Source organism: Pseudoxanthomonas winnipegensis, from assembly GCF_004283755.1.
Lineage (GTDB): Bacteria > Pseudomonadota > Gammaproteobacteria > Xanthomonadales > Xanthomonadaceae > Pseudoxanthomonas_A > Pseudoxanthomonas_A winnipegensis.
Map to the genome: position 1 here is coordinate 68,473 of NZ_SHMH01000009.1, position 23,493 is coordinate 91,965.

Annotated in this window: 16 protein-coding genes, 1 tRNA gene and 1 pseudogene; 9 read left to right on the top strand and 9 right to left on the bottom strand. The window is 62.8% G+C overall.

Annotated elements, in window-relative coordinates:
* Positions 1-58: 58 nt before the first annotated feature.
* From EAT51_RS16800 to EAT51_RS16825, 6 genes are read right to left on the bottom strand one after another with little or no spacing between them, the layout of a single operon-like run.
* Positions 59-946 (bottom strand): hypothetical protein, encoded by an 888-nt coding sequence (locus EAT51_RS16800; RefSeq protein WP_130516547.1) that lies wholly within the window; start codon positions 944-946, stop codon positions 59-61.
* A gap of 53 nt (positions 947-999) precedes the next feature.
* The gene (gene nudC / locus EAT51_RS16805) at positions 1,000-1,923 is read right to left on the bottom strand and encodes an NAD(+) diphosphatase (protein ID WP_130516545.1); all 924 of its coding nucleotides are present in this window, start codon (positions 1,921-1,923) and stop codon (positions 1,000-1,002) included.
* Positions 1,923-2,309: an iron-sulfur cluster insertion protein ErpA gene (erpA, locus tag EAT51_RS16810; RefSeq protein WP_130516543.1), complete on the bottom strand. Its 387-nt coding sequence runs from the start codon at positions 2,307-2,309 to the stop codon at positions 1,923-1,925. Before erpA ends, nudC begins: the two co-directional genes overlap by 1 nt.
* A 32-nt stretch (positions 2,310-2,341) precedes the next feature.
* Positions 2,342-3,103, bottom strand: a complete 762-nt coding sequence (locus EAT51_RS16815) for a DUF6776 family protein (protein WP_228257980.1) — start codon at positions 3,101-3,103, stop codon at positions 2,342-2,344.
* A gap of 53 nt (positions 3,104-3,156) precedes the next feature.
* A complete protein-coding gene (locus tag EAT51_RS16820; RefSeq protein ID WP_130516541.1) occupies positions 3,157-3,591 on the bottom strand; it encodes a bactofilin family protein in 435 nt (144 codons plus the stop codon).
* Between the two features lie 30 nt (positions 3,592-3,621).
* Complete coding sequence (locus EAT51_RS16825) at positions 3,622-4,344, bottom strand: DUF6776 family protein (protein ID WP_130516539.1); 723 nt, start codon at positions 4,342-4,344, stop codon at positions 3,622-3,624.
* 152 nt (positions 4,345-4,496) lie between these two features.
* On the opposite strand from EAT51_RS16825, the gene EAT51_RS16830 reads away from it, so the two are divergent.
* From EAT51_RS16830 to EAT51_RS16840, 3 genes are all read left to right on the top strand, one after another.
* The gene (locus tag EAT51_RS16830; protein WP_130516537.1) at positions 4,497-5,096 is read left to right on the top strand and encodes a DUF4126 domain-containing protein; all 600 of its coding nucleotides are present in this window, start codon (positions 4,497-4,499) and stop codon (positions 5,094-5,096) included.
* 67 nt (positions 5,097-5,163) lie between these two features.
* Entirely contained in the window at positions 5,164-7,056 is a 1,893-nt protein-coding gene (locus tag EAT51_RS16835) for an EAL domain-containing protein (protein ID WP_130536080.1), read from the top strand.
* Between the two features lie 29 nt (positions 7,057-7,085).
* Positions 7,086-9,485 carry a hybrid sensor histidine kinase/response regulator gene (locus EAT51_RS16840; RefSeq protein WP_130516533.1) on the top strand — a complete coding sequence of 800 codons (2,400 nt, stop codon included), beginning with the start codon at positions 7,086-7,088 and terminating at the stop codon, positions 9,483-9,485.
* Here the strand turns inward: EAT51_RS16840 and bfr are convergent.
* The 3 genes from bfr to EAT51_RS16855 form a co-directional block, all read right to left on the bottom strand.
* Positions 9,458-9,928, bottom strand: coding sequence for a bacterioferritin (gene bfr, locus EAT51_RS16845; RefSeq protein WP_130516531.1), 471 nt, complete (start codon positions 9,926-9,928; stop codon positions 9,458-9,460). The two genes, EAT51_RS16840 and bfr, sit on opposite strands and share 28 nt — an antisense overlap.
* Before the next feature lie 107 nt (positions 9,929-10,035).
* Complete coding sequence (locus EAT51_RS16850) at positions 10,036-10,251, bottom strand: (2Fe-2S)-binding protein (protein WP_130516530.1); 216 nt, start codon at positions 10,249-10,251, stop codon at positions 10,036-10,038.
* A 66-nt stretch (positions 10,252-10,317) separates the two neighbouring features.
* The gene (locus EAT51_RS16855; RefSeq protein WP_130516528.1) at positions 10,318-10,926 is read right to left on the bottom strand and encodes an RNA pyrophosphohydrolase; all 609 of its coding nucleotides are present in this window, start codon (positions 10,924-10,926) and stop codon (positions 10,318-10,320) included.
* A gap of 120 nt (positions 10,927-11,046) precedes the next feature.
* Between EAT51_RS16855 and EAT51_RS16860 the strand changes: the two genes are divergently transcribed.
* The 6 genes and pseudogenes from EAT51_RS16860 (at position 11,047) to EAT51_RS16880 (ending at position 22,928) form a co-directional block, all read left to right on the top strand.
* Positions 11,047-11,123, top strand: a tRNA-Met gene (locus EAT51_RS16860).
* Between the two features lie 1,403 nt (positions 11,124-12,526).
* Positions 12,527-17,728, top strand: a complete 5,202-nt coding sequence (locus EAT51_RS16865; protein WP_130516526.1) for a DEAD/DEAH box helicase — start codon at positions 12,527-12,529, stop codon at positions 17,726-17,728.
* Positions 17,725-18,936, top strand: a complete 1,212-nt coding sequence (locus tag EAT51_RS16870) for a Druantia anti-phage system protein DruA (protein WP_130516524.1) — start codon at positions 17,725-17,727, stop codon at positions 18,934-18,936. The genes EAT51_RS16865 and EAT51_RS16870 overlap by 4 nt, the downstream gene beginning before the upstream one ends.
* Positions 18,920-19,057, top strand: a pseudogene (locus EAT51_RS20960) (competence protein CoiA family protein); the annotation flags it as partial. The gene EAT51_RS16870 and the pseudogene EAT51_RS20960, both read left to right, overlap by 17 nt.
* 345 nt (positions 19,058-19,402) lie before the next feature.
* Positions 19,403-20,404, top strand: coding sequence for a hypothetical protein (locus EAT51_RS16875; RefSeq protein ID WP_130554028.1), 1,002 nt, complete (start codon positions 19,403-19,405; stop codon positions 20,402-20,404).
* Positions 20,391-22,928: a hypothetical protein gene (locus tag EAT51_RS16880; protein WP_130516522.1), complete on the top strand. Its 2,538-nt coding sequence runs from the start codon at positions 20,391-20,393 to the stop codon at positions 22,926-22,928. Before EAT51_RS16875 ends, EAT51_RS16880 begins: the two co-directional genes overlap by 14 nt.
* Positions 22,929-23,493: the final 565 nt, after the last annotated feature.

Below are 23,493 nucleotides of genomic sequence, written 5' to 3' on the forward strand. Positions count from 1 at the left end.
GATTGTCCGGCCCGGCCATCCCTGGCCGGGCGTTCGCTGAAGCGCGGCATGCCGCGCTTCAGCTCACCCACCCCGCGATCACCAGCAAGGCCATCACCGCCAGCCACAGCAGCAGGATGCGCCAGACCAGGCTCATCGCGTCGCGCAGTTCGGGCATGTCGCGCAGCTGCGGCGGCGGGGGCACGCCGTCGTCCAGGTAGTCCTGCACTTCCTCGGCGACTTCGGCGCTGACGCTGGCGCGCGCGGCCGCGCCGAGGAAGCCGGTGTCCAGCCGCCAGCGGTTGCCACCGGCGCCACGCCAGGCCTGGAATACCGCATCGAAGTTGCCCATCAGCGCCATCGACAGCGTCATCAGCTGCGCGACCGGCCAGTCCAGCAGGGTCAGCAGCCGCGCGGCGCCGGCGCGGTGCGCCTCGGGCAGGGTGTCGGCTGCCGGGCCGCGCGCGGACAGGGCGCACAGCCGGTACAGCACCGCGCCGGCGGGGCCGAGCAGCGCGAACCAGAACACCACCGAGAACCAGCGCGTCAGCGCAGCGCGGAACACCGCCTCGACCAGGCCCGGCGCGTCGTCGCTGTCGGGCCCCAGCTCGGCCATCGCCAGGCGCTGCCCGGCGGCCTCCTCGGCCTCGAGCACCGCGCGCACGTCGGCATCCAGGTCGCGCGGACCCCAGGCCCAGACCAGCACCGCCACGCCGAAGACCAGACCCAGCAGGCCCAGCAGCGGCGCATGCAGCCAGGCCTGCACCACGATCACCAGCAGCAGCCAGGGCGCGATCGCCAGCGCGGCGCCGGCCGGACCGGTCCACAGCCCGCTGCCGCCCAGCCGCACCTGCAGCCAGTGCAACCAGCGCGCGTACAGATCGTGGCGCCGGTACGCGCTCACCGCATGCGGCGCCAGCTGGCCCAGCACCACCGCCACCACGACCGCTACCAGCGTGATCGACATTTCGAAGGCTCCCTTGCGTGGCGCCGATTCTAGAGCGATCGACGCCGGGCGGCTCAGGCCGTCATCTTGCGGTGCCAGTGCGCGATCAGCGCACGGGCGATGGACAGCGGCGGCGACAGCAGCAGCTCGCCCTCGCCGCGCAGCGCCGCGCCGACCTCGTCCACGCTGCACCAGCGCGCGTCCTCCAGCTCGCCGTTGACGCGCGGTTCGTCGGGCTCGGCATCGGCCTCGAAGCCCAGCATCAGGGCGCCGGGAAACGGCCACGGCTGCGAACCGAGATAGCGCGCGGCGCGCACGCGCACCTGCGTCTCCTCCAGCACCTCGCGGGCCACGGTCTGCTCCAGGCTCTCGCCCGGCTCGACGAAACCGGCCACCACCGAGTAGCGCTGCGCCGGCCACGCCGCCTGGCGCCCCAGCAGCAGCCGCGTGCCGTCGCTGACGGCCACGATCACCGCCGGATCCACGCGCGGGTAGTGCTCGGCGCGGCACTGCAGGCAGCGCGCGATATAGCCGGCGCGACGCAGTTCGAGCCGGCCGCCGCAAACGGTGCAGAACCGCGTGCGCCGCTGCCAGTGCAGCAGCGCGCGCGCCTGGGCGAAGGCGGTCGAATCGGCATGCGCCCAGTCGCTGGCGGCCTGGCGCAGCTCCATCCGGCCCGGCGCCTGGAAGGCGACCACGTCGGCCGAGATGGCGAACCACGCCACCTCCCCGCGCAGCCCCAAGAACGTCGCCAGGCCCGGCCCGCCGCCCAGCTGCTCGCCGGTGGGCGCCAGCAGCTCGCCGTGGCGATCGGCGTAGGCCAGCCCGTCGGCGTCGATCACCAGCACCCGCGCCTGCGGCCACAGCGCGGCCAGCGCGCGCGCGTCGTCGCGCAGCGCATCGGCGCGGTCCAATGGCTCGGCCACGAACGAAAAACCGGACAAGGGTCCGGTCTGAAGAGGCAACGGCGTGCGTGCGCCGCCCGCGTCGGCCGGCATCACATGCTGAAGCTGCTGCCGCAGCCGCAGGTGGTCTTGGCGTTGGGGTTGCGGATCACGAACTGCGCGCCGGTCAGGCTCTCGGTGTAATCCACCTCGGCGCCCATCAGATACTGCAGGCTGAGCGGATCGACCAGCAGGGTGACCTCGTCGGTGCGCACGGCCACGTCGTCCTCGGCGCGGTTCTCGTCGAACTCGAAGCCGTACTGGAACCCCGAGCAGCCGCCGCCCTCGATGTACACGCGCAGTGCCAGGTCGGCGTTGCCTTCCTCGGCGATCAGCTCGCGCACCTTGGCCGCGGCGGCATGGGTGAAGTTGAGCGGACGCTCCAGCGACTGGTAGTCCGGCGCCGGGGTCGCATTGGGCAGGGAGACGAGCGTGCTCATGACGGCAAGGATGGGGCCAGGACGATGTCAGTTCAACCCGAGGGCTGGGCCGCATCGTCCTGCGCGCCGGCGGCCTGCGCCCAGGTGAAGGACTGGTCCACGCGCTCGCTGTTGTCCGGCTGCAGGCGCGCGGTGACGCGCAGCGGCTTGAAGTCCGGCGGCAGCACGATCTCGCCCTCGATCTGCTGGAAATACTTGAACGAATACGCCATCCCGTCGGCCTGCGGCTGCTGGCGCAGCCGCCCCCAGTCCAGCGTCTCCAGCTTGCCCGCGCGCGTGCCCTCCACGCTCAGCTGCAGGCGGCCGCGGTTGACCGCGCCACGGTTGAGGTTCTGGGTGAGCGTGGCGGTGAAGTGCCAGGCCTGGTCGGTCTGCGGCTGTAGCTTGAGCTCGTGCACCGCCAGGCCGCGCCGCTGCGCGGTGGCGCCGACGAAGCGCTCGTAGAAGGCCACGTCCGCGCGCAGGCCGGCGATCTGTTCCTCGCGGTCGCTGAGCGTGGCCTGCAGGTCGCGGTTGGCCTCGCGGCTGATCTGGTCCGAGCGCGAGAGCGTGGCGACCTGCTGTTCGAGGTCATGAACGCGGCCCTGCGTGGCCTGCCATTGCGCCGCCGTCGGCGCCTGTCGCGCGCCCGGGGCGAACACCGTCCACAGGCCCCAGGCACCGAAGCCCAGCGCGAGCACCAGCACGCCCAGCAGCGCATACACCGTCAGCCGCGCGCCGCGGCTGACGGGCAGCAGATGCGGGCCTTCGGACGCCGGGCGCGGCGCGCCGTTGGGCGGATCGTTCGCGGACATGGGGTCAGCTTAGTCGGCCCGTTATGAACAGGGCCGAGGTCCACCTGCGCGGCCTAGGCGTTGGCGGCCTCCGGCAGCGCGTCCAGCTGTGCCGGCACGGGCGCCGCAGCCTGCGCCGGCTCGCCCTCGGCCAGATGCATCAGCTGACCCACCAGCAGCGCGCCGGCGCGCATCTCCACCACCTTGTAGTGGATGTTGCCGCTGACCCGCGCCCTGGGCGCCAGCTCTACGCGCTCGGTGGCGCGCACGTCGCCTTCGATGCGGCCGTTGACGATCACCACCGGCACATCGACCACGCCCTCGATCAGGCCCGCCTCGCCCAGCGTCAGCGTGGCCGGCTGGCCGGGCGCGGCGAAGACCCGGCCGTGGATGCGGCCCTCCACCACCAGCCCGCCGCTGAACTGCAGATCGCCATGCAGCACGACCTGCGCGCCGATGAGGGTGTCGACGGCCTGGCCGTCGTGCCAGCTGCTCTTCTTCTTCAACATGGACGCTCCGTGGGAGGAAGGGGACTGCGGTCAGCCGCGGGCCGGGGCCCAGTCGAACGCGCGCTCGACCGGCGCCCGCCCGGGCGCCTGCAGGGTCACGCGCACGCGCTGCGGGGTGAAGCCGGCCGGCAGCACGATGCGCCCGGACAGCTCCTGGAAATAGCGGAAGGAGAACGCCTGCGGCGCGGACTCGCCGCCGGTGTGCAGCTGCGCCCAGTCCAGCGTCTCGTGGCGGCCGGCGCGCACCCCGTCCACCGCCAGCTGCATCTGCCCGGTACTGATCGCATCACGGTCCAGGGTCTGGGTCAGCACGATCCGGTAGCCGAAGGCCCCGTCGCCCTGGGCGGCGAACCTGGAGGAGAACACCGTCAGGTCCGTGCGCTGGGCGGTCGGGCCGGCCAGGCGTGCGTAGAAGGCCAGGTCGCTGCGCAGATCGTTGATCTGGGTCTCGCGCTGGGCCAGGGTGTCCTGCAGGTCCAGGTTGGCCGCGCGACTGATGCGGTCGGACTGCTCCAGCACCACCATCCGGCGGCGCAGCTCGGCGACCTCGCGGCTGGACTGGCGCTCGGCGGCCTCGGCGCTGGCCGCGCGCTGGCGCAGCTGGTCCAGGCCGGCCGGACGCGTCAGCCACAGGACGGCGGCGGCGACCAGCGCCAGCGAGGCGAGCCAGCCCAGGACCAACAGGAGCCGCCACGGCAGGCGGCGGCCCTGGCGGCCGCGGACGATGCGGTACTGCGGAATGGTGGAGTGCATGGCGGACACGGCGTTGGCAAGGAAGGCCGGCACGGTCCACGCACCGCCCCCGCGCGCCTGCACGGACGCGGCCCCGGCGGGACCTATACTGGCGATGACCCGACGGGACGCGCGCTCCCCTCCCGTCGCCCCCAGTCTAGAGCGTGTTGGCCATGACCGAAGCACATCTGTTCGTGATCGGGATCCTGCTGGCCTGGATGGCGGGCATCCGCGCCTACCTGACCGTGTTCGGCATCGGCCTGGCCGGGCTGCTGGGCTGGGTCGAGCTGCCGCCGGCGCTGCAGGCCACCCAGTCGTGGTGGGTGCTGGGCACCTCCGGCGCCTTGGCGGTGGCCGAGTTCTTCGCCGACAAGATCCCCGGCGTGGATTCGGTCTGGGACCTGCTGCAGACCCTGGCGCGGGTGCCGGCCGGCGCCTTCCTCGCGGCCGCGACACTCTCGCCCGACGGGCACCTGGGCACCGGTGCGCTGGCGGCCGGCGCCGGCGTGGCGCTGACCAGCCATCTGCTCAAGGCCGGCTCGCGCGCCCTGCTCAACACCTCGCCCGAGCCGGTCAGCAACTGGACCGCCTCGCTCGCCGAGGACGTGGTGGTGACCGGCGGCCTGGCCCTGGCGCTGGCCCATCCCTGGCTGGCGCTGTCGGTGGCGGTGGTGTTGAGCCTGACCATCGCGCTGGTGCTGGGATGGATCGCCCGCGCGGTGTGGCGACGCCTGCGACCCCGTTCATCACCCACGGCCGCATCGCGGCCGTAAGCGGGTCGAGAACCCGTTTTAACGGCAGTCCGTCGCATAATGGACATCAGTCACGCCGGAAAGCCCGATGCCCGCACCGCCGTCCCCCACGTCTTCGTCATCTTCTTCTCCGCGCCCGCTGGTGCGCGCCGAGATGCCGCCGCCGAACTACTGGCGGCGCTGGACCGACGACGTGCCGGCCCTCTCCGCCAGCGCCGAAGCAGAGTCCGATAACGGCGCTGGCGCCGGCCTGCCCGGCGGCGCGGGCGCGCCCCCGGCCGCCGGCGCGGCGGAGGGCGAAGGCGGTCCGGCCGAATCGCCGTATCGCGTGCTGATCGTCGAAGACGACCGCCCGCAGGCCCTGTTCGCCCAGAGCGTGCTGCACGGCGCGGGCATGCTGGCCGAAGTGGAGATGGAGGCCGACAAGGTCATCGACAGCATCCAGCGCTTCGTGCCCGACCTGCTGCTCATGGACCTGCACATGCCCGGCCAGGACGGCATGTCGCTGACGATGGCCATCCGCGAGCGCCCCGAGTACCTGGACCTGCCGATCGTCTTCCTCACCGGCGATCCGGATCCGGAACGCCAGTACGACGCGCTGGACAGCGGCGCCGACGACTTCCTGAACAAGCCGATCCGCCCGCGCCACCTGATCGCCGCGGTGTCCAACCGCATCCGCCGCATGCGCCAGCGCCTGCCGGTGCAGGTGCTGACCAGCGCCGCGCCCGAGGTCAACCAGACCCCGCTGGACGTCAATCCGGAGACCGGCCTGCACACCCGCGCCTACGTCCAGCAGCAGCTGGCCTCGGCGCTGGAGGAACACGCCGACGGCGGCCTGTTCTTCATCGAGATCGCCGGCGCCCTGGGTCTGCGCGACCGCTACGGCTATGCCGCCTTCGAGCAGCTGATGTCGCAGGCCGCGCGCCAGCTGTCCGGCTTCGCCGCGCCGCATCCGCTGGCGCGCCTGAACGACAACAGCTTCCTGACCGTGGCCCGCGGCCTGCCGCGTGAGGCCTTGGAGGGCTTCGCCCGTTCGCTGCACGACCAGCTGGCCAAGGTGTCGCTGCCGGTGCGCGCCAGCGAGACCATCCAGCTGCGCGCGATCATCGGTTACTCCGAGCTGGCCCTGGGCTTCGCCGACCGCGATGCGGCGCTGGAGGCGGTCGAGCACGCCGCCGTGGCCGCGCGCAGCCAGCCCGGCCACGTCGCCGCGCACGTGCCGGCGCCCTCGGCCAGCGAACAGGCCCGCGCCTCGCTGGCCGACACCACGTTGGAGCTGCTGTTCCAGCCGATCGTGTCGGTGGCCGGCGGCGACCAGGCCCAGTTCCAGGTGCTCATGCGCCTGCGCCAGGCCGACGGCACGCTGCTGCCGGCCGCCCAGGTCGTGCCGGCGGCCGAGCTGTCCGGCGACATCGTCGATCTGGACCGCCAGATCATCGCCCGCGCGCTGGACCTGATCGCCAAGCGCAAGGTCGAGGGCGCCGAGCTGCGTCTGTTCGTGTCGCAGTCGCCGCTGACCCTGAACCGCCCTGGCGCGGCCGACTGGCTGATCGGCGAGATCCGCCGCCGCGGCATCGAGCCGTCCTCGCTGGTGATGGACCTGCGCCTGTCCGACGCGCTGATTCACACCGTGGCGCTGCGCGATTTCTGCCAGGCTCCGATGCAGGCCGGCGTACAGTTCTGCCTGAGCCAGTTCGAGCCCGGCACCGATGCCGAGGCGCTGCTCTCGCTGCTGCCGCTGAGCTATCTGCGCGTCTCCAGCCGTTTCGCCGGCGCGCACAAGGACGCCGCGCTGCGCGGCCAGCTGCGCGCCACCATCGACCTGGCGCACCGCCAGAACCTGCTGGTGATCGGCCAGCAGATCGAGGACCCGCAGGCCGCCGCGGCCATGTGGATGGGCGGCGTCGACTTCATCCAGGGCAACCTGGTGCAGGGCGTCGGCGAGGACCTGGGCTTCGACTTCCATAACGCGGTGCTGTAGTGGTCGCCGCGCCAGGACGTGCGGCACTGATGTCCTGGCTGGCCGCCGCCGCGGCCGTGCTGCTGCTGGTCTCGCTGTGGCTGGACCTGTCGATGGTGCCCGGCCCGTGGCTGCTGGTGGCTTTCTCCTCGGGCGTGGCCGCCCTGCTGGCCACCGTGGCCACGCTGGTGCTGCTGCATGCGGTCGCGCGCCACATCGAGGCCGCCGACGCGCGCGCGGCCATCGCCGAGTCCGAGCGCCAGATGGCCCAGCGCGAGGTCGAGCGCCTGGGCCGCGTCGAGGGTGAGCTGATCAAGGCCAAGCAGGCGGCCGAATCGGCGGTGCTGGCCAAGGGCGAGTTCCTGGCCACGATGAGCCACGAGATCCGCACCCCGCTCAACGGCATCGTGCCGATGCTCGAACTGCTCTCGCGCTCGGCCCTGGCGCCGGACCAGCGCCAGCTGCTGCTGACCGCCACCGCTTCCTCGCAGACCCTGCTGCGCATCGTCGACGACATCCTGGACTACTCCAAGCTGGAGGCGAACAAGCTCGAGCTGGAGAACACCGCCTTCAACCTGCGCGAGGTGCTCGAGCAGGTCATGCAGCTGATGCAGCGCCCGGCCGAGAACCGCGGCCTGCGCCTTGGCCTGCAGCTGGACCCGACCGTGCGCCTGTCGGTGCGCGGCGATCCGCTGCGCCTGCGCCAGGTGCTGACCAACCTGATCGGCAACGCCATCAAGTTCACCGAGCGCGGCTCGGTGACGCTGGTCGCCCGGCGCCTGGGCGAGACCGGCGCCCAGCACCTGCTGCGCTTCGAGGTCCGCGACACCGGCATCGGCATCGACCCCGACGCGCAGGCACGGCTGTTCAGTCCCTTCAGCCAGGCCGATGCGTCCACCACCCGCATCTTCGGCGGCACCGGCCTGGGGCTGGCCATCTGCAAGCGCATCGTCGGCCTGATGGGCGGGCGGATCGCGGTGGTGTCCGAGCTGGGGCGCGGGTCGACCTTCTGGTTCGAGATCCCGCTGCTCAAGGCGCTGGGCGACCTGCCCGCGCCGGCGCGCCCGGCGCAGGCGCGCGTGCTGCTGGTCAGCGCCGACGGCCGGCTGCGCTCGCGCCTGTCCAACCTGGTGCCGCAGTGGAACGCCTCCCTGCAGTGCGTGGAGACCGTGCAGGAGGCGCTGGAACGGCTGCGCGCCAACACCGCGGGCTTCCACACCGTGGTGGCCGATCTCAGCCCGAGCATGCGCAGCAGCGCCCGCGCCCTGCACCGCGTGATCGGCCGCCTCGCCCAGGAGACCGGCACCCAGCTGGTCTGGCTCTACGGCGACGAACCGGTACCCGAGGAGCTGCGCGTCGGCGCGACCTCGCTGCCGCGCCTGGCGCATGAATCGGACCTGCGCGCGCTGCTGAGCACCATCCCCAAGCCCCCCACTGCCCCGGCCAGCGCGCCGGTCCACGTCGAGCAGCCGCTGCCCCTGCCCGAACCGGAGCCGTTCGCCGGCGCCGGACCCGCCGCCGACGCTTCGCAGCCCATCGCCGTGGACGGCCGCCGCGTGCTGCTGGTCGAGGACAACCCGGTCAATCTGGCGGTGGCCGAGAAGATGCTCGAGTCGCTGGGCTTCCGCGCCGACCACGCCCACAACGGCGTGATGGCGCTGGAGAAGATGGAGCGCACCCGCTACCCGCTGGTGCTGATGGACTGTCAGATGCCGCTGCTGGACGGCTATACCGCCACGCGCCGCTGGCGCGAGCGCGAGGCCGAGCGCGGCCAGCCGCGCCTGCCGATCGTGGCCATGACCGCCAACGCCATGGCCGGCGACCGCCAGCGCTGCCTGGACGCCGGCATGGACGACTACCTGTCCAAGCCGGTCTCGCGCGCGCTGCTGGAGGAATGCCTGGTGCGCTGGCTGCCGCCGGTCGGCGAAGCCTCGGATTCGGACACCCCAAGCAACGAGCCCAGTGCGGACGCGCTCCCCGCGGTTCCGGTCTCAGAGGGCAACCCCGTGTCCGCCGCGCCGCCGTCGCCTGCGCCGCCGCCCAGCGCGCCTGCGCTCGGCATCCCGGTCGCGCTGGACACCGCGCTGCTGGACGAGCTCGTCGAGTTCACCGGCCCGGACACCGGCCGCATCATCCAGGTCTTCCTCGAGGACGCGCCGCGGCTGATCGCCGAGCTGGAGGCCGCCTCGGCCGCGCCCGACCTGGAAGCCATGCGCGCGGCGGCGCATTCGCTCAAGTCCTCCAGCGCCAATCTCGGCGCGCTGGCCCTGTCGGCCGCGGCCAAGCGGATCGAACTGGGCGCGCGCGAGGCGCGCCTGGAGCGCCCGGCCGTGGCGGTGGCGCTGGTGATCGCCGAGTTCGCGCGTGCCCGGGTGGCGCTGCAGGACTATCTGGCGCGCCTGGAGGGCGCGCCGGCCGCGGCTCAGTCGTCGAGCTTGGTCAACAGGTAGTTCGGTTCGCCGATCCGGCCGATCAGGTCCAGCTGGGTTTCCAGCCAGTCCACGTGCTCTTCCTCCGAATCGAGGATGTCCACCAGCAGCTGGCGGCTGACGTAATCGCCCACCGTCTCGCAGTAGGACACGCCCTCGCGCAGCACCGGCAGCGCCTCCAGCTCCAGCGCCAGGTCGCACTCGAGCATCTCGCGCGGGTTCTCGCCCACGCGCAGCTTGCCCAGCGCCTGGAAGTTCGGCAGGCCCTCGAGGAACAGGATGCGGTCGGCCAGCTTGTCCGCATGCTTCATCTCGTCGATGGATGCCTTGTATTCGTACTCGGCCAGTTCCTTCAGGCCCCAGTGCTTGAGCATCTTGGCGTGCAGGAAGTACTGGTTGATCGCGGTCAGCTCGTTGTAGAGGACCTTGTTGAGGAACTCGATGACCTTGGCGTCGCCCTTCATCGTCATATCCATGCGCAGAGAATCGACGCGCAGGATAGCGACCGACACGAGGCCGTGAGGAAACGCGAATCGTGATCAGTCCCGCGCGCTGCGCGGGCGGTGCGCCCTTAGGCGGCGTTGGCCAGGGCGGCGCCCAGCAGCGGCAGCGGGAACCCCACGCTGGCGTGGTGCGCATCGAGCAGGTCGGCGGCCATGTCCAGGCAGCTGCCGCAGGTGCTGCCGGCGCCGGTGCGCATGGTCAGTTCGGACACGGTCCTGCAGCCGTTGGCGGCGGCTTCGCGGATCTGGTGGTCGGTGACCCCGTTGCAGATGCAGACGTACACGGCGATGGCGGGACGGCGGCGGGCCGGACCGGCCCGATGCCATTCAATCGCGGATGCGAATGATTGTCAATTTGCAGGCGTGCCCGGGCCTGAACCCTCGCGCCGCCGGCCCGCCCGGGCGCGCGGACGCTGCGAGCTGCGCGCCTGGCCTTCGCCCGGCCGCCGCTCCTGGCGCTGCTGCGGCACGGCCTGCGCGCCGGCCACGACCCGCGCCATCGGCGCCAGATGCCCCAGCGCCCGGGCGTACACGCCGCGCTTGAACATCACCACGTGCTCCATCGGGTACCAGAAGTCGACCCAGCGCCAGTGGTCGAACTCGGGCGTATCGGTCACGTCCAGGCGCACGTGGCGCTCTTCGCCGACCAGGCGCAGCAGGAACCAGACCTGCTTCTGGCCGATGCAGACATGCCGCTCGTTGCGGCGCACCGCGCGCGGCGGCAGCCGGTAGCGCAGCCAGCCGGGGGTAGCGCCGAGGATCTCGACGTGTTCGGGCAGCAGCCCGGTCTCCTCGCGCAGTTCGCGGTACATGGCTTCCACCGGCGTCTCGTCGGTGTTCATCCCGCCCTGCGGGAACTGCCAGCCGTCGCGGCGCACGCGGCGCGCCCAGAAGACCTTGCCTTCCGGATGCATGAGCACGATGCCGACGTTGGGTCGGTAACCGTCCGGATCGATCACGACGCGGACTCCTGAAAATCTACTGGGTCCGAATGTGCCACGCCCCGGCCGCAGCCTCAACCCGCCGCGCATCGATTGACAAGCCACGGGCCGATGCCCAGAATTGCCGGTTCTTCGCGCGGCTATGTAGCTCAGCCGGTTAGAGCACAGCACTCATAATGCTGGGGTCGGTGGTTCGAGTCCACCCATAGCCACCAGAATTTCGTTGAAATTCAACGCGTTACAAAGAACCCGCCTCACGGCGGGTTTTTTGTTGTCTGCGGGAAGGCTTACGGCATGGGATGAGGTCGGCTTAAGGACGGCTTAGTGGGCCGCCTCGCCTCGCTGCACTCACTGGCAACAGGCCACCCTCGCTCTAGTCTCTAGGAGCGCCGATCTCTCCAAAATGAGGAGCGTCAGTTTCCATCTCACGCCGGCTTTTGCCGTGCCCTGCATCGGATGGCCTGCAAATCATCGCGGCCAGGCTCAGAACCGTCCACTAAAGTTGTGCGCCAGCGGGCCGGTCGCATGTCAGCGGAGAGTGCACTATTCTCATCGCTGGGGATCAAATTCGCAGCAACGGCAGGTTCGAAGCCTGACGCGTACGCAGTCGAAGACCGCTGACAAACGGATAGTGACAGCGAATGAGCAGTGCGCCTACCGACTCTCAAAGCGGCTACAGACAATCGATACCGCTTTCTTGGCTTCAGTCACCTGAAGATGGGGATCGTTTTTCCCTGATGGAATTCGCCCGTGGAACCCTCTACGGCCTGGCCAGGCTGGAAGCGGGGGCTTTTGGTGCAGTGCACGTTTCCCGCGTACGAAATTCCTTTAATAGACTTGGCTCGGCAACGCTGTGTAGGGTGGCGTTGAGACTACTCGAACTTCTGCGAGAAGCAGAGCCCGTCATGGGTGGCTACTGGCTACTGACACCATACCGAGTCGTAGAGATCAATGGAAAATTCATGTTTGTGGGAGCGGCCCCTAACATGCATGGGTTGCTGGGAGGATGCACACGCCACGGGCTTTCTCGTTTTGTGTCGAAAGATACCGCTGAGAACTTGCCGCACCAGGCCCTAGAAAATTGGATGGGGGCTTCCGACCACGACCCCGCTAGCGTTGTCGCTGCACTCATATCCGGCCACAAACTCAATTCAGCCAAGACTTCTGGCTTGTCTGGCGTGGAATTCTTGAGCCTGCCGAGCACAAGAGACGGACACATCCCATTTCTTTGGACTGACCAGCCCAACAAAGCGGCATTAGTCGACCAGATTGCCATATGTAGACAACGAGCTCATGGCAGCACGCGCTTCTTCTCCGCGAGCGTGCGAAACGGCTCAGTCATCTCCGAAGCACCGATAAATATTGAGGCTGCCAGGCTGTTCTTCTCTGTTGCGAGTCACCTTGGATCGGCCCCCAAAGCCATCATTCGGTCGAGCGAGCGTGAAACGAGCATCACTCTAAATCTGAGGCTACCCGCCGCGGAATACCGACTCGCCCTTGCCATCTCTACGCAGACAGTCCGTTCCGGCCTTACAACAACCTTCACAGCACCAACGGAACTAGCACCAGTTCTCCTCTCGCGAATCGCGAAGCTAGGCTGCTTCTCGGACACCCTGATATGACTACACCATCCTATTCCGTTCACTCAGTCCATAAGACGCTGCTTGACACACTACATCAATACCTTAGTGCTCAATATCACATCTGGGACGAATGGCTTATCAGCGAACGGGACCGAATCTTTGAGCAGCCTGGAAACACATTCCAGGAGCCTAGGCTCGAGGCGACACCGCAATACTCTCAGGGCAGCCGCTACCCTGACCTGAAAATTCCCGAACCCGCAAAGTCAATCTTGGTGTGCGCCTCCAGTGAAGGCTCCACCGGGATCCCAAAGATCGCTTACACGCATCAATGCAAAGCACTTGAGCACTTCCTTGCCGGCAAGAACTTGATTGTTGCAACAGGCACCGGCTCGGGAAAAACCGAGAGCTTTTTGATGCCAATCCTTTCGAGCCTCGCCATTGAGGCTAAAAGCAGGCCTCAATCTTGGCGAAAGACTGGAGTTCGCGCGATTCTTTTGTATCCGATGAATGCGCTGGTCAATGATCAACTGGGTCGACTGAGACGCCTCTTCGGCAATCGAACGGTAAGCGAGAAGCTACAAGGGGCCAATTCCCGGAGAGCAACATTCGGCATGTATACAAGCCGCTCTCCCTATCCCGGAATTCGATCGAACCGGAAGGATAAGGAGCGCATAGAAGACGAGATCAGAAAACTCTACTTCGAGGGAATGACTGACGACTACAGCAGCCAACTTAAGGCTGAAGGCAAATGGCCAGCCAAGGACCTCGCATCTTTCTTGGACTCGAGACTTGAAACAAGTCCAACCGACTCTGAACTCCTAACGCGTCATGAGATGCAGTGCGTTGCTCCAGACATCCTGGTCACAAACTACTCCATGCTTGAGTACATGATGCTGCGGCCTCTCGAAGCGCCCATCTTTCAGCAGACTGCAGAGTGGCTCCAGGAAGACAATCAGAATGAACTGATAATTGTTCTTGACGAAGCTCACATGTATAGAGGCTCTGGCGGCGCCGAGGTTGCCTACCTCCTCCGCAGGCTTCGATCACGACTAAATGTTGCGGCAAACCGCATCCGATTCATCTTGACCAGCGCAAGTCTAGGATCATCTGAGGATGCCGAGACTGAGATCACGAATTTTGCCGAGAAGCTTACCGGGGGTCCTTCTTCGAGTTTCAAATTAGTAGTAGGCGACCTGGAAAAGCGTTCAGGCGGGGAACCGGCCGACGCACTAACGCAGAAGACGCTTTCAGAGTTCGACTTCTCTGCGATTCTCTCTGCCTCCATGGACGTCAGCAGGGCGCAGGCCGATATAGTCGCACTGTCTAAGTCTCTATCCATTTTGGTGGCAGATCCATCGCCTAGCCAAGAGGGTCTTCAGCAATATGCTTTCAGGTTTCTTGAGAAGCTCCCTGTGGCCTTGCTAGTTGCAGAGCGGCTATCGCGCTCGCCGCTGACGCTCACCGAATGTGCTGAGCTCGCATTTCCTTATAGCGAAGGCAGGCTAGCTGCAACGGAGGCTCTTCTGGCGCTGATGTCGTTCGCAAAGGACTACGACAAGAACCGCTCCTTCTGCCCTATCCGATCTCACCTGTTCTTTCGCGGTCTTCCCGGACTCTTTGCATGCACCAACATCGAGTGTGGCTCACGCGCATCATCCGGAAGCCATGTGCTCGGACGACTTCACGCGAATGCAAGACTGCGATGCGAGTGTGGATCCAGAGTCTACGAGCTGCTCACTCACAGATCATGCGGCGCTAGCTTTCTACGTGGATACTTGTCGGGCGCAGATGGTGACTTCTTGTGGCATCAGCCATCCAACGGAACCTGGACGGAAACCCAATTAGTCGAATCTCAGTTCTATGTCGTTTCTGAACAGGAAGCCGCCACCTTAAGTGGCGGCACGATGACTTGGCTGCACACTTTGACCGGCCAATTGGTTTCGACGGCTCCGAGCGGAAAAAGAAGCGGAGAGTACCTGCCGCTTCTTCGTCCAAACGCAGAGACAAGAGAGCAGGGACGTCGAGTTCTTAGCTTAAAGGGCGACTGCCCCGCGTGCGGCCAAAGAAGTAGCGCAGAAGCACCTCTTGCAATGGATCTAGCAACCAAGGGAGAAGCCCCATTCGCTCATCTAATCCGGGCGCAAGTGGCTGCCCAGCCTCTTACTAGATCTCAAACACCGCAGACACCAAATGGTGGCAGAAAGACGATTGTCTTCTCTGATGGTCGACAGAAGGCCGCCAGATTGGCTCGAGATATTCCTCGCGAAATCGAGCTTGACGTCTTTCGTCAGACAATATTTGTGGCTGCCAAGCTCCTTCTGGAGCGCAAGCGGGAGCCGAGGCTGCACAAAGACTTGTATGTCGCGTTTCTTAAGTGCCTTCTCGTCCATGATCTACGATTTTTCGATGGCGATGACAGATCACATATTGAGAGTGACCTTCGGAGTTTCAATCGCTTCTACGACGGCGACTTAGAAGCGCAGCTGCAGGACGATAGCTTGTCGCCACCCCCGAGCTATTGGGCGATCCTCCTCAAACAGTTGGGAACGCCCTTCTATTCAGTGAGTGCGCTAACTCTAGGATACGTTGCCCCGGTAGCCCGGCCCATTGGACTCAAGATCGCCTCTGAAATAGATGGAGTCACGCCAGTCGATCTAGAAGCCATCTCCGTTGTATGGATACAACGTCTCTTGGCTCGTTTTGCTTTCGGGAGAGACATTCCTGATGGCGTAAGGAACCAGGCATCTAGGTATCCAATAAAGCGTTCGTTCGCTGCCGATGGGTTCTCGCGCTCACAGAAAGCTCTACTTGAATCAAAAGGCCTGAATGTTGACCATATAGCAAACTGCCTCGCCAGCAATCTGTGCGATGCGAAACCAGATGGTTCAATCTATCTCAGACCGGCCCACATATCCCTGCGTCCCGCGCTAGACGACCATTGGGCGCAGTGCGCGCGATGCAAAAGCGTATCGCCAAGACTACTTTTCGGACGCTGCCCAAACTGCACAGACAGCGCAGCGACGCTAGTCGACCCTAACAGCACCAGCTATCTTCGAGCTCGCAAGGGTTTCTGGCGAGATCCGGTCGCAAGGGCTGTGGCTCTGGGTTCGCCTTTGATGAACATTGATGTGCAGGAGCACAGCGCCCAGCTTTCCCACAAGGATGCGAGCAGCCCTTCCCCGACTACAGAAGTCTTTGAACGACAGTTTCGCGACATACTTCGTCCCGGAGAGCGGGCAATCGACGTGCTAAGTTGCACAACGACTATGGAAGTCGGCATCGATATCGGCTCACTGATTTCGGTGTCAATGCGCAATGTCCCACCGATGCGCCAGAACTACCAGCAGCGTGCAGGCCGAGCCGGCCGACGCGGTTCATCGGTGTCTACTGTCGTTACGTATGCGCAATCCAGCGCTCACGATGCTCACTACTTCCAGAATCCGAACAAGATCTTGGCCGGCGACCCGCCAAAGCCCGTCCTCGATACATCTAACGCGCGGATCACGGATAGGCATCTTCTTGCCCAGCTCTTGCAAGACTTCTTTCGCCCTCTCGCAACGGCCTCGGCGACCGGGGATATCTACACCGCTCTCGGTGACACTTGGACCTTCTACAACTCGGATAAGTCGACCGGCCTCGAAGAGTTCAAATCATGGGTGCGCACAAAACCTGAGGGAATTGACTCGCTTCGGAGAGCTGAAGAATGGCTTCCTGATGGGCAGATCGCTGCATCCGTCGCCGACGCGATGATCCAAGAGATCGAAGCCAGGCGCCCCTCTTCTGAAGAAGGCCTAGAGACAAGCCTCATAGAGTTCCTGTTCTCAAAGGGACTACTGCCTTCCTACGCATTCCCTACGGATCTCTGCGCCTTGCAAATACAGGAGCCGACTAGCAAGGGCGGTTTTCGAACCGTAGAGAAGGCGCAGCAGGGCCTTAGCATTGCCCTCTCGGAGTATGCCCCAGGACGCCTTGTAGTAGTAAACAAGAAAACCTATCGCATAGGAACCGTCGCGTCCTCCGGGCCGGATACTGAAGTGGACCGCGCAAAGGTCTTGTTCGACCAGAGCAAGGTACATAGAAGCTGCACACAGTGCTCATACACCGCTGGGTTCATAGCGAGCGATGATGGTGAGAAGCAGTGCCCTCAGTGTGGGTCTGGCACGCTCAGAACGATGACCGTCATCCGTCCGGAGATGGTGTTCCCCGATGGGCGTAAAGGTTTAGATGAGTTTGAGGACCAGGTTTTCAGCCGCGTTACTCAAGCACAGCTCCCCTTACCCGAAGAGGATCGCCGGATCGAGACCAAGCCGTTTGGAGTCCGCGGCGGCCTTGCTCACCTACGCAAGCAACGGCTGGTGGTAGTCAATGAGGGCGATCCAGAGTCGGATGAAGTCGGCTTCCGCGTGTGCTGCAAATGCGGAAAGGTTCTGTCAGAGGGAGATCACGAGGGAGCTCACGCTCGCGATTACTACATTCGCTCCGCTGGCAAACAGCTTCCGCCGCGCTGCGATGGGGAGTTCAAGAGCGTCTTCTTGGGCTATGCATTCACATCGGACGTGCTTCTTCTTAGAGTAAATCTCGATAGCCCACTAAGGTTCGGAATTCTTGAGCGCCGAGACAGGAAACCGCTGGAGGACGCACTGCAGACGCTGTGCGAAGCGCTAACTCTTTCAATGGGGCGTATTCTTGACATAGATACGAAGGAAGTCAGCGCGGGCTATCGCCTTGGCAATGACGGGTCGACATCATTTGCGGACATTTTTATCTATGACACTTTGTCTGGCGGCGCCGGCTACGCGCTGCAGGCCGGAGAGTCTTTTGCATCGATATTTGCCGAAGCCAGAACCCTGTTATCCAATTGCGATTGCACCACATCGTGTGAGAAGTGCCTACGCCACTACTCGAATCGCTTCTTTCATGCAGATCTCGACAGAAGCCTAGGAATCGACCTTGCCAACTACGTAGAACTCGGCTTGGCACCAGAAGAGTTATCGGAGGATTCGCAATTGGCGGCTCTACATCCTCTTTTAGAGATGGTTAGGTTAGCTGGATGGACGATCACAAACGGGCCGCGGGGAACTTCCGTAACTCACAATGGCAGAGCACTTCGTCTAGCGGCATGCCCATCCTTACGAGCCTGCGACCCAAAGGTTCGCTTAGACGGAGAGACACTTCTAACTTTTACTCCTTATGAGCTAGCAAGGGACCTTCCAAGTGCATTCGCGGAACTGGCATGAGTAAGGGAAACGTGATCCCGCTGGCATCAAGAGAAGCAAGGCTTAAGCATCTGATCCGGCATCATCTCCAGGAGCTCGGCTTTCAGCGCGATGCAGAAGGTCGCTTGCAGCCCCCAAGTTTAGATAAGGATGCCTATCGGCGGTTCCATCGCGGCCAACGCGAAGAGAAGCTCGTTGCAAACAAGGCTTGGTTAGGCAAACATCAGAGCTCTCTTCTTAGATGGTTTGCATCAGGCTCTGACATTAAGCCTCACTTGATCCGTCCAGAACTGGAGCTCGTAGATGGTCGCACCTGGCAGTCAGACCTATTCCGCATGGCGAGCCTTTATTGGCAGGTGCCTGTGTCCGACGGCTATGGGAGAAGGATGAGGTTTCTTGTGTGGGATCGGGGAAATGACAAGCTGATTGGCATATTTGCCCTGGGGGATGCCGTCTTCAATCAGGCAGCTCGTGACGCAGCAATAGGCTGGGATCACCATCGCCGCTCCGAAGCGCTGGTGAACCTGATGGATGCTTACGTACTTGGAGCCCTACCCCCATACAGCCACCTGCTCGGAGGCAAGTTGGTTGCCTCGCTGATCAGATCGCGGGAGGTCGTCAACGCCTTCGAGGAGAGATATGTGGGGTCAAGAGGCCTCATTTCAAAGAAGAAGAAGAGCGCGCGACTTCTGGCAGTGACAACTACATCTGCACTTGGAAGGTCGTCGACATACAATCGGCTTCAGTTGAATGGCCGAAAGATCTTCGAGCCAATTGGATTCACTTCGGGATGGGGTCACTTCCACTTCTCAGGCAGTATCTTTGACGAGCTTCGCTCGTACCTCGAGCACGTCAAAGATGACTATGCGACTAACTTCGAGTTCGGCTCAGGCCCGAATTGGCGAATTCGCGTTATTCGGCGAGCGCTTGAGCGACTTGGGATGGACACCAAGCTCGCTAAGCACGGCTTTGTCAGAGAGGTGTTCCTTTGTAAGATTGCCTCTAATGCGGACGTTTTGCTCCGAGGTGAGGGAAGACGCGTCTTGTATGGCGGTCTACCTACCGTTCGCGAGGCTTCGCGGGCTGCGCTTGAGAGATGGGTGATTCCTCGAAGTGAAAGAGATCTTCGCTATAGAGACTGGCTAGTCACCGACCTCCTCGCCTCGATACATGGAAATTCGCCTCGACTCGATCTAGCCGGTGTGCAAGCGCATGGACTGGGCAATTGACTCTTCCAGAGATCACGTCAAGGCCGGAACTCCTGCGGCCTATCAGCATCTACTGAGATGCCCGGTATGCGAGGCAAGCGTCTATCATCGACACGGGAACTACAATCGACCGCACTTTGCGCATTACAGTCGGAATTTTAGTCTCGCATGCGAGCTTTATCAGCCCGGCACTGGCTCAGTCAGACCGAAGGCAGCGTCGCCCCATTCTAAGCCGCCGACGTCAGCAGGTCCGGCAGTTGTCTGGGTAGATCAGCGACCCATTCCGCTTAGCTTACAACTTCGCCTTCCGAAAGTTGCCGATGGCTATAGATCCACCCTTGCAGTCTGCTCATCATTGGGCAGAGCCGAGTTTTCTGGAGAGGAGCTATCACGAACTTCTTTCGCACAGCTTTCGCTGAGCACCCCGCCTGCCAAAGTTGAAACTAGTCCGGTTGATCCTGGATTGGCAATGCGAGTGGAGGCGGCCTTGTCTCAGTTCTGCCTCTCTGGAAACTACTTTCGAGTAACAGCCACCGGCGGAGTTCTCGAGAAGGCGACTGCGCCACTTCAACTTGGTGAAGAGTACGTTCTTGTTACTCAGCGCCCGTTGCGCTCGCCTTGTCCACCCGCGTTGATTCATACAGAGCCCCAGAAGCAGCATCGAAGCTGGACTATCTACCGCCTACGTCTCCGCGACTCACCTGAGCACCAAGCAGGCGACATCATCGACCTAAAGTATTACTTGGCGCGCGCTATCGCACCCTCCAAGCCACGCGTCGATATCGTTTGGCCACCGCCGATTCGCTTCGATCTTGATGGATCCCCTATCTTCGCAGACACGGTCACGCAGCTGATTGTTCGATCCTGGGCACCTACCATCCATGCCGCTGCAACACAGACCGATGTTGCCGTAAAGGTGAACAAGATTGCAGACGCCTTTTACCAGGTTGACTTCTGCGAGAGACCTAGTGAACTCGCAATCTGGTTAGATTCTGGATTTGTTAGAACTATCCGCTTTCTACCACACGACCTGACTGGACCACGCGGGGCAATGGTCATAGCACACGAGGCCGTCAACCTGTTCTCAACGGAGGCGGCTGAGCATATCTCCAGAACTGGCTACGTCGACCTTGTCGTTCCTTCGGAGCTACTGTGGAGAAAGCTAAGAATAGATGACGTGGCAGTTCGACCTGTGCCGGACGGATTAGAGAATACATTCTCGGGGAGTTTCGGCGCTCTCGATCTTGGCTCCTTTGGGTCGGTTCATGTCCCCAGAAAGCCGATCGTCGTTAGCGAGCAGCCGCGACCATGGCACCACAGCTTGAGCCAGCACATTCTCCGATCTTTATCGCCAGCAGCGTCAGGCAAGCTGGCGGATGTCTGTTCGAAAGAACAGGCTGTCCGTTGGGCCATGGAAAACAATGCCTCGCACGCCCTTCCCTTTGTGCTAACCGCCCTGTCTTCTGAGAGCACCCATGGCGTTTCTTAACATCAATGCAAAAAAGCTCAATGTCCTGATATCGAATGGAACACACGAAGGCGAGCTAAGAAGATTCTTTCAGGAGTCAAAGCAGCTATTACTTCTAAGGGGCGCCAAGGTTCAGAACCTTCCTCACGGGCGAGAGGAGCGAATTCGGGTCATTTGCGAAAGGCTCCCTAGAAAGACGGACGAAGTCCTCCGTAACTGGTTTACGACAAATGCTTCCATTGCGACACCGACGCCCATGGAAGAGGCCCTTATGTATCTGGAGGCGCTGTTCGACGAGAACGAACCGCTTCCAGCCGCGGAGGAACTCGCCATATGTCGCTCAGCGCTCAGCAATCTGTTCTCTGACAACCCTGACGAGCGTCTGATTGAGCTTCTCGCACGGCCACTTGGTCCACGGGTGGTTGAGGAAATTGCGGCAAACGACCATGAAGTTTCAGCAGATCTAGATGAGCAGGACTTTGAGTCGGTGTCAAAAGAGCACGATAGCGTTGGTCCTATACAGAACTTTCACCTAGCAGAGCTCATCGCCGCCATTGTCGCGAGCGATGAGAACGCGATCGATGACGCCTTGGCTCCGTTCTCCGAAAGCACTCGCGGGCTAGTCAATGCGCTAGTTCGCTTACGTGCCGGCGACAAGGATTCTGCTCGAGAACAGTTGTCTCTTCTGCCATCTAGCGGCCCTGAATCTGACCTTGTTCGCCGTGCACTCGCGCAGGCCAGTCACCATCAGGCGGATGGTGCCTCTCCGACGGGAATTCGTGCACTTACTCCATCAGCACTGCCGCGCATACCAGAGGGCGCCCAGTTTGAGATTGTTGGAATCTACACAACGGAACTGAGTAACGGAGCAATTTTTGTCGATCCTGTCCTCATCATCTTGGAGGGCAATCCCTACTATCTCGGCAGGGAAGACAGACTTCATATGTTTCCAGAGAGCGGCTCCGTGATGAGCCACAGATCTGCGCTTAGATCTGCATTCAAACGAGGCGCGCTTGTTCGCTGGATCGTGTCTGAGCGAGATGGTGCGGAGGGCAAGACAAGATTCCACATGAGCAGCGAGCAGAATGCGCCCATCAGTGTGGTTAAGCTCTCAGTCCCGAGCAGTGACGCTGACGAAGTCCGCGATCGCATTAAGTCTTGCTCGATCCATGGCCGGGCCCAGGCGGGACAGCAGGTCGTCTTCTTACTATCTGACAACGTTGCGATTGCCTCACCCAAAGGGATTTCTTATGCACGAGACGACGCATTTGAGCAGCCATGGCAGGCCTGGAGCTCATTGGAAACACACCTCATAGAAGGCGAACAGTATTGCTTGAGCCTTCCTACTGGGCCCTCATCAAATCTGGATCTATCCACCCTTGAGATCGCTTTCCGGAGACTGCTTCGAGACATTGAATCTGAGACAAAGCTAACGTCCACCAAAGCCCAGCGACGCGAGATTTCAGAACTTCTTCGCAAGAGGGCGGGAGGAGAAATATCTCACCGAGCCAAAAGGATTGCCTCATCCATTGAGCAGATCTCGATGAATTCCGATGAGTTGGATGCAGTGCTTTCTCTTCTTGGTTCACAGAACGCTGTTCGCGATAGAGTTGAGGAACTTGTAGCCGAGGAGCTGAAAGCGCGGCAGTCCGATAGAGCCGGACTGATGGCCGAGATCTCTGCTCTCAGGAGTAAGATTTCTGAGCTTGATAAAGCTGCAAGAGATAAAGAGCGCAGCAACCGCCAGCAAGCCGAATCCGCGGCGGAGCAGGTGAAAGAGGCCTTCGATAGAGCGATCCGCGAAGGCACCGTGGCGCTAGCAAATGCCGAGGTGTTTCAGACGCTATCTAGCACATACCGTGCTCCGAGCCTTTCGAGTGATACCCCTGCAGAGAAGGCGCCATCAGGCTTGTTCGTTCGCCATACCGCGATTTCAACTGAAGATGCGATTTCGAGGATGTTGGCGCTAGGAGTGAATAGACGGAAGGCCATTATCTTGTCGTCGCTTGCAGTTATGGCGGCGTCCTGCGGGATAGCATTGGCTCTGGTAGGAACTTTGGCAAGGCAATGCGCCAGAATTCTGGCGCGCCAGGATCGAGACAACGCTGCTTTCATGGAAGTCTCAATGGGACTGACATCAAGTGATCTCGTTCATAGCGAAGCATCCGAGCTAGCTGGTGCAGGCGGGCTGGCTATCCTCAATTCGGACCTTTCGCCTATCGAGATCTATGCTGCTTCGTTGATCGACTCACTTATTGATGATGCAACCTCAGGGACGAAAAGGTCTCCCGTCGTCGTCCTTTCGTGCGGTGGGGGGGACCTTTCTCTGTCCATCCCCAGCATTCTTCGACGAGTGTCGCTTGTAGTCGATCTTGAGTCGGATTGGCCAACAGATCTTCGAAGACTTGAGGATGTTGATCCAAGTGATGTAGAACTTCTGGAACCACTTCAAGAGCGAGCTATGAAGTCAATCAAAGACCTGGACGAAGACCTTCGCCGCCAGGTTGAGAGTGCCTTTGTCGCGGCTATTACACGCAATGGTTAGCTCTGTTCGCAGACGTGCTGGTCGACGCATGCAACCCTATTGATCCTCGGTGCACTCCAATTCGCCTGATGGGGCACATCGTCTAGCAGAAAGGTGAGCGTTGCGCTGGGTGTGAGTTGTTGGAACTGGGGGTCATAGGCATTGGGGTAGACCGCACCTGGGCTTCTCGCGCGGCAAGCCTGCTTGATTACACGCGCATACCCGGATTTCCCCGTACCGTTTCCTCCATACGCGATGGTCAATCCCTGTGCTGCGAACTCCAGCACTTGGTCGCTCGGGATTTTCCCGACGTTGTTCAGTGAGTGGAGGGATGTAAGCACCACTCGCGCGCCCCTGGTCGCCTCTGCCGGGAAATGGTCCGTCGCAAATGGCGTGGGCTCAGTGGCCGACTCAAGCCCGGACGCGATTCCGTGTTGCTGCTCGACGAGATCCAGGAGCTGTTCCAAGTCTAGCTCGCTCCACGATCCGTGGACGCATAGACGACGCAGTGCGTCTTGCCGCCATAGCGGCAATCTTCCAGACCAAGCCAACACTTCCTCGTAAATGGCCATGCTTCCCGCTCCCT

Coding starts and splice junctions, on each gene's coding strand:
- EAT51_RS16840 (WP_130516533.1), top strand. CDS start 7,086: ATGTCCTGGCTGGCCGCCGCCGCGGCCGTGCTGCTGCTGGTCTCGCTG.
- EAT51_RS16800 (WP_130516547.1), bottom strand. CDS start 946: ATGTCGATCACGCTGGTAGCGGTCGTGGTGGCGGTGGTGCTGGGCCAG.
- EAT51_RS16820 (WP_130516541.1), bottom strand. CDS start 3,591: ATGTTGAAGAAGAAGAGCAGCTGGCACGACGGCCAGGCCGTCGACACC.
- EAT51_RS16865 (WP_130516526.1), top strand. CDS start 12,527: ATGACTACACCATCCTATTCCGTTCACTCAGTCCATAAGACGCTGCTT.
- EAT51_RS16830 (WP_130516537.1), top strand. CDS start 4,497: ATGACCGAAGCACATCTGTTCGTGATCGGGATCCTGCTGGCCTGGATG.
- EAT51_RS16880 (WP_130516522.1), top strand. CDS start 20,391: ATGGCGTTTCTTAACATCAATGCAAAAAAGCTCAATGTCCTGATATCG.
- EAT51_RS16870 (WP_130516524.1), top strand. CDS start 17,725: ATGAGTAAGGGAAACGTGATCCCGCTGGCATCAAGAGAAGCAAGGCTT.
- erpA (WP_130516543.1), bottom strand. CDS start 2,309: ATGAGCACGCTCGTCTCCCTGCCCAATGCGACCCCGGCGCCGGACTAC.
- EAT51_RS16815 (WP_228257980.1), bottom strand. CDS start 3,103: ATGTCCGCGAACGATCCGCCCAACGGCGCGCCGCGCCCGGCGTCCGAA.
- EAT51_RS16835 (WP_130536080.1), top strand. CDS start 5,164: ATGCCCGCACCGCCGTCCCCCACGTCTTCGTCATCTTCTTCTCCGCGC.
- bfr (WP_130516531.1), bottom strand. CDS start 9,928: ATGAAGGGCGACGCCAAGGTCATCGAGTTCCTCAACAAGGTCCTCTAC.
- nudC (WP_130516545.1), bottom strand. CDS start 1,923: ATGCCGGCCGACGCGGGCGGCGCACGCACGCCGTTGCCTCTTCAGACC.
- EAT51_RS16825 (WP_130516539.1), bottom strand. CDS start 4,344: ATGCACTCCACCATTCCGCAGTACCGCATCGTCCGCGGCCGCCAGGGC.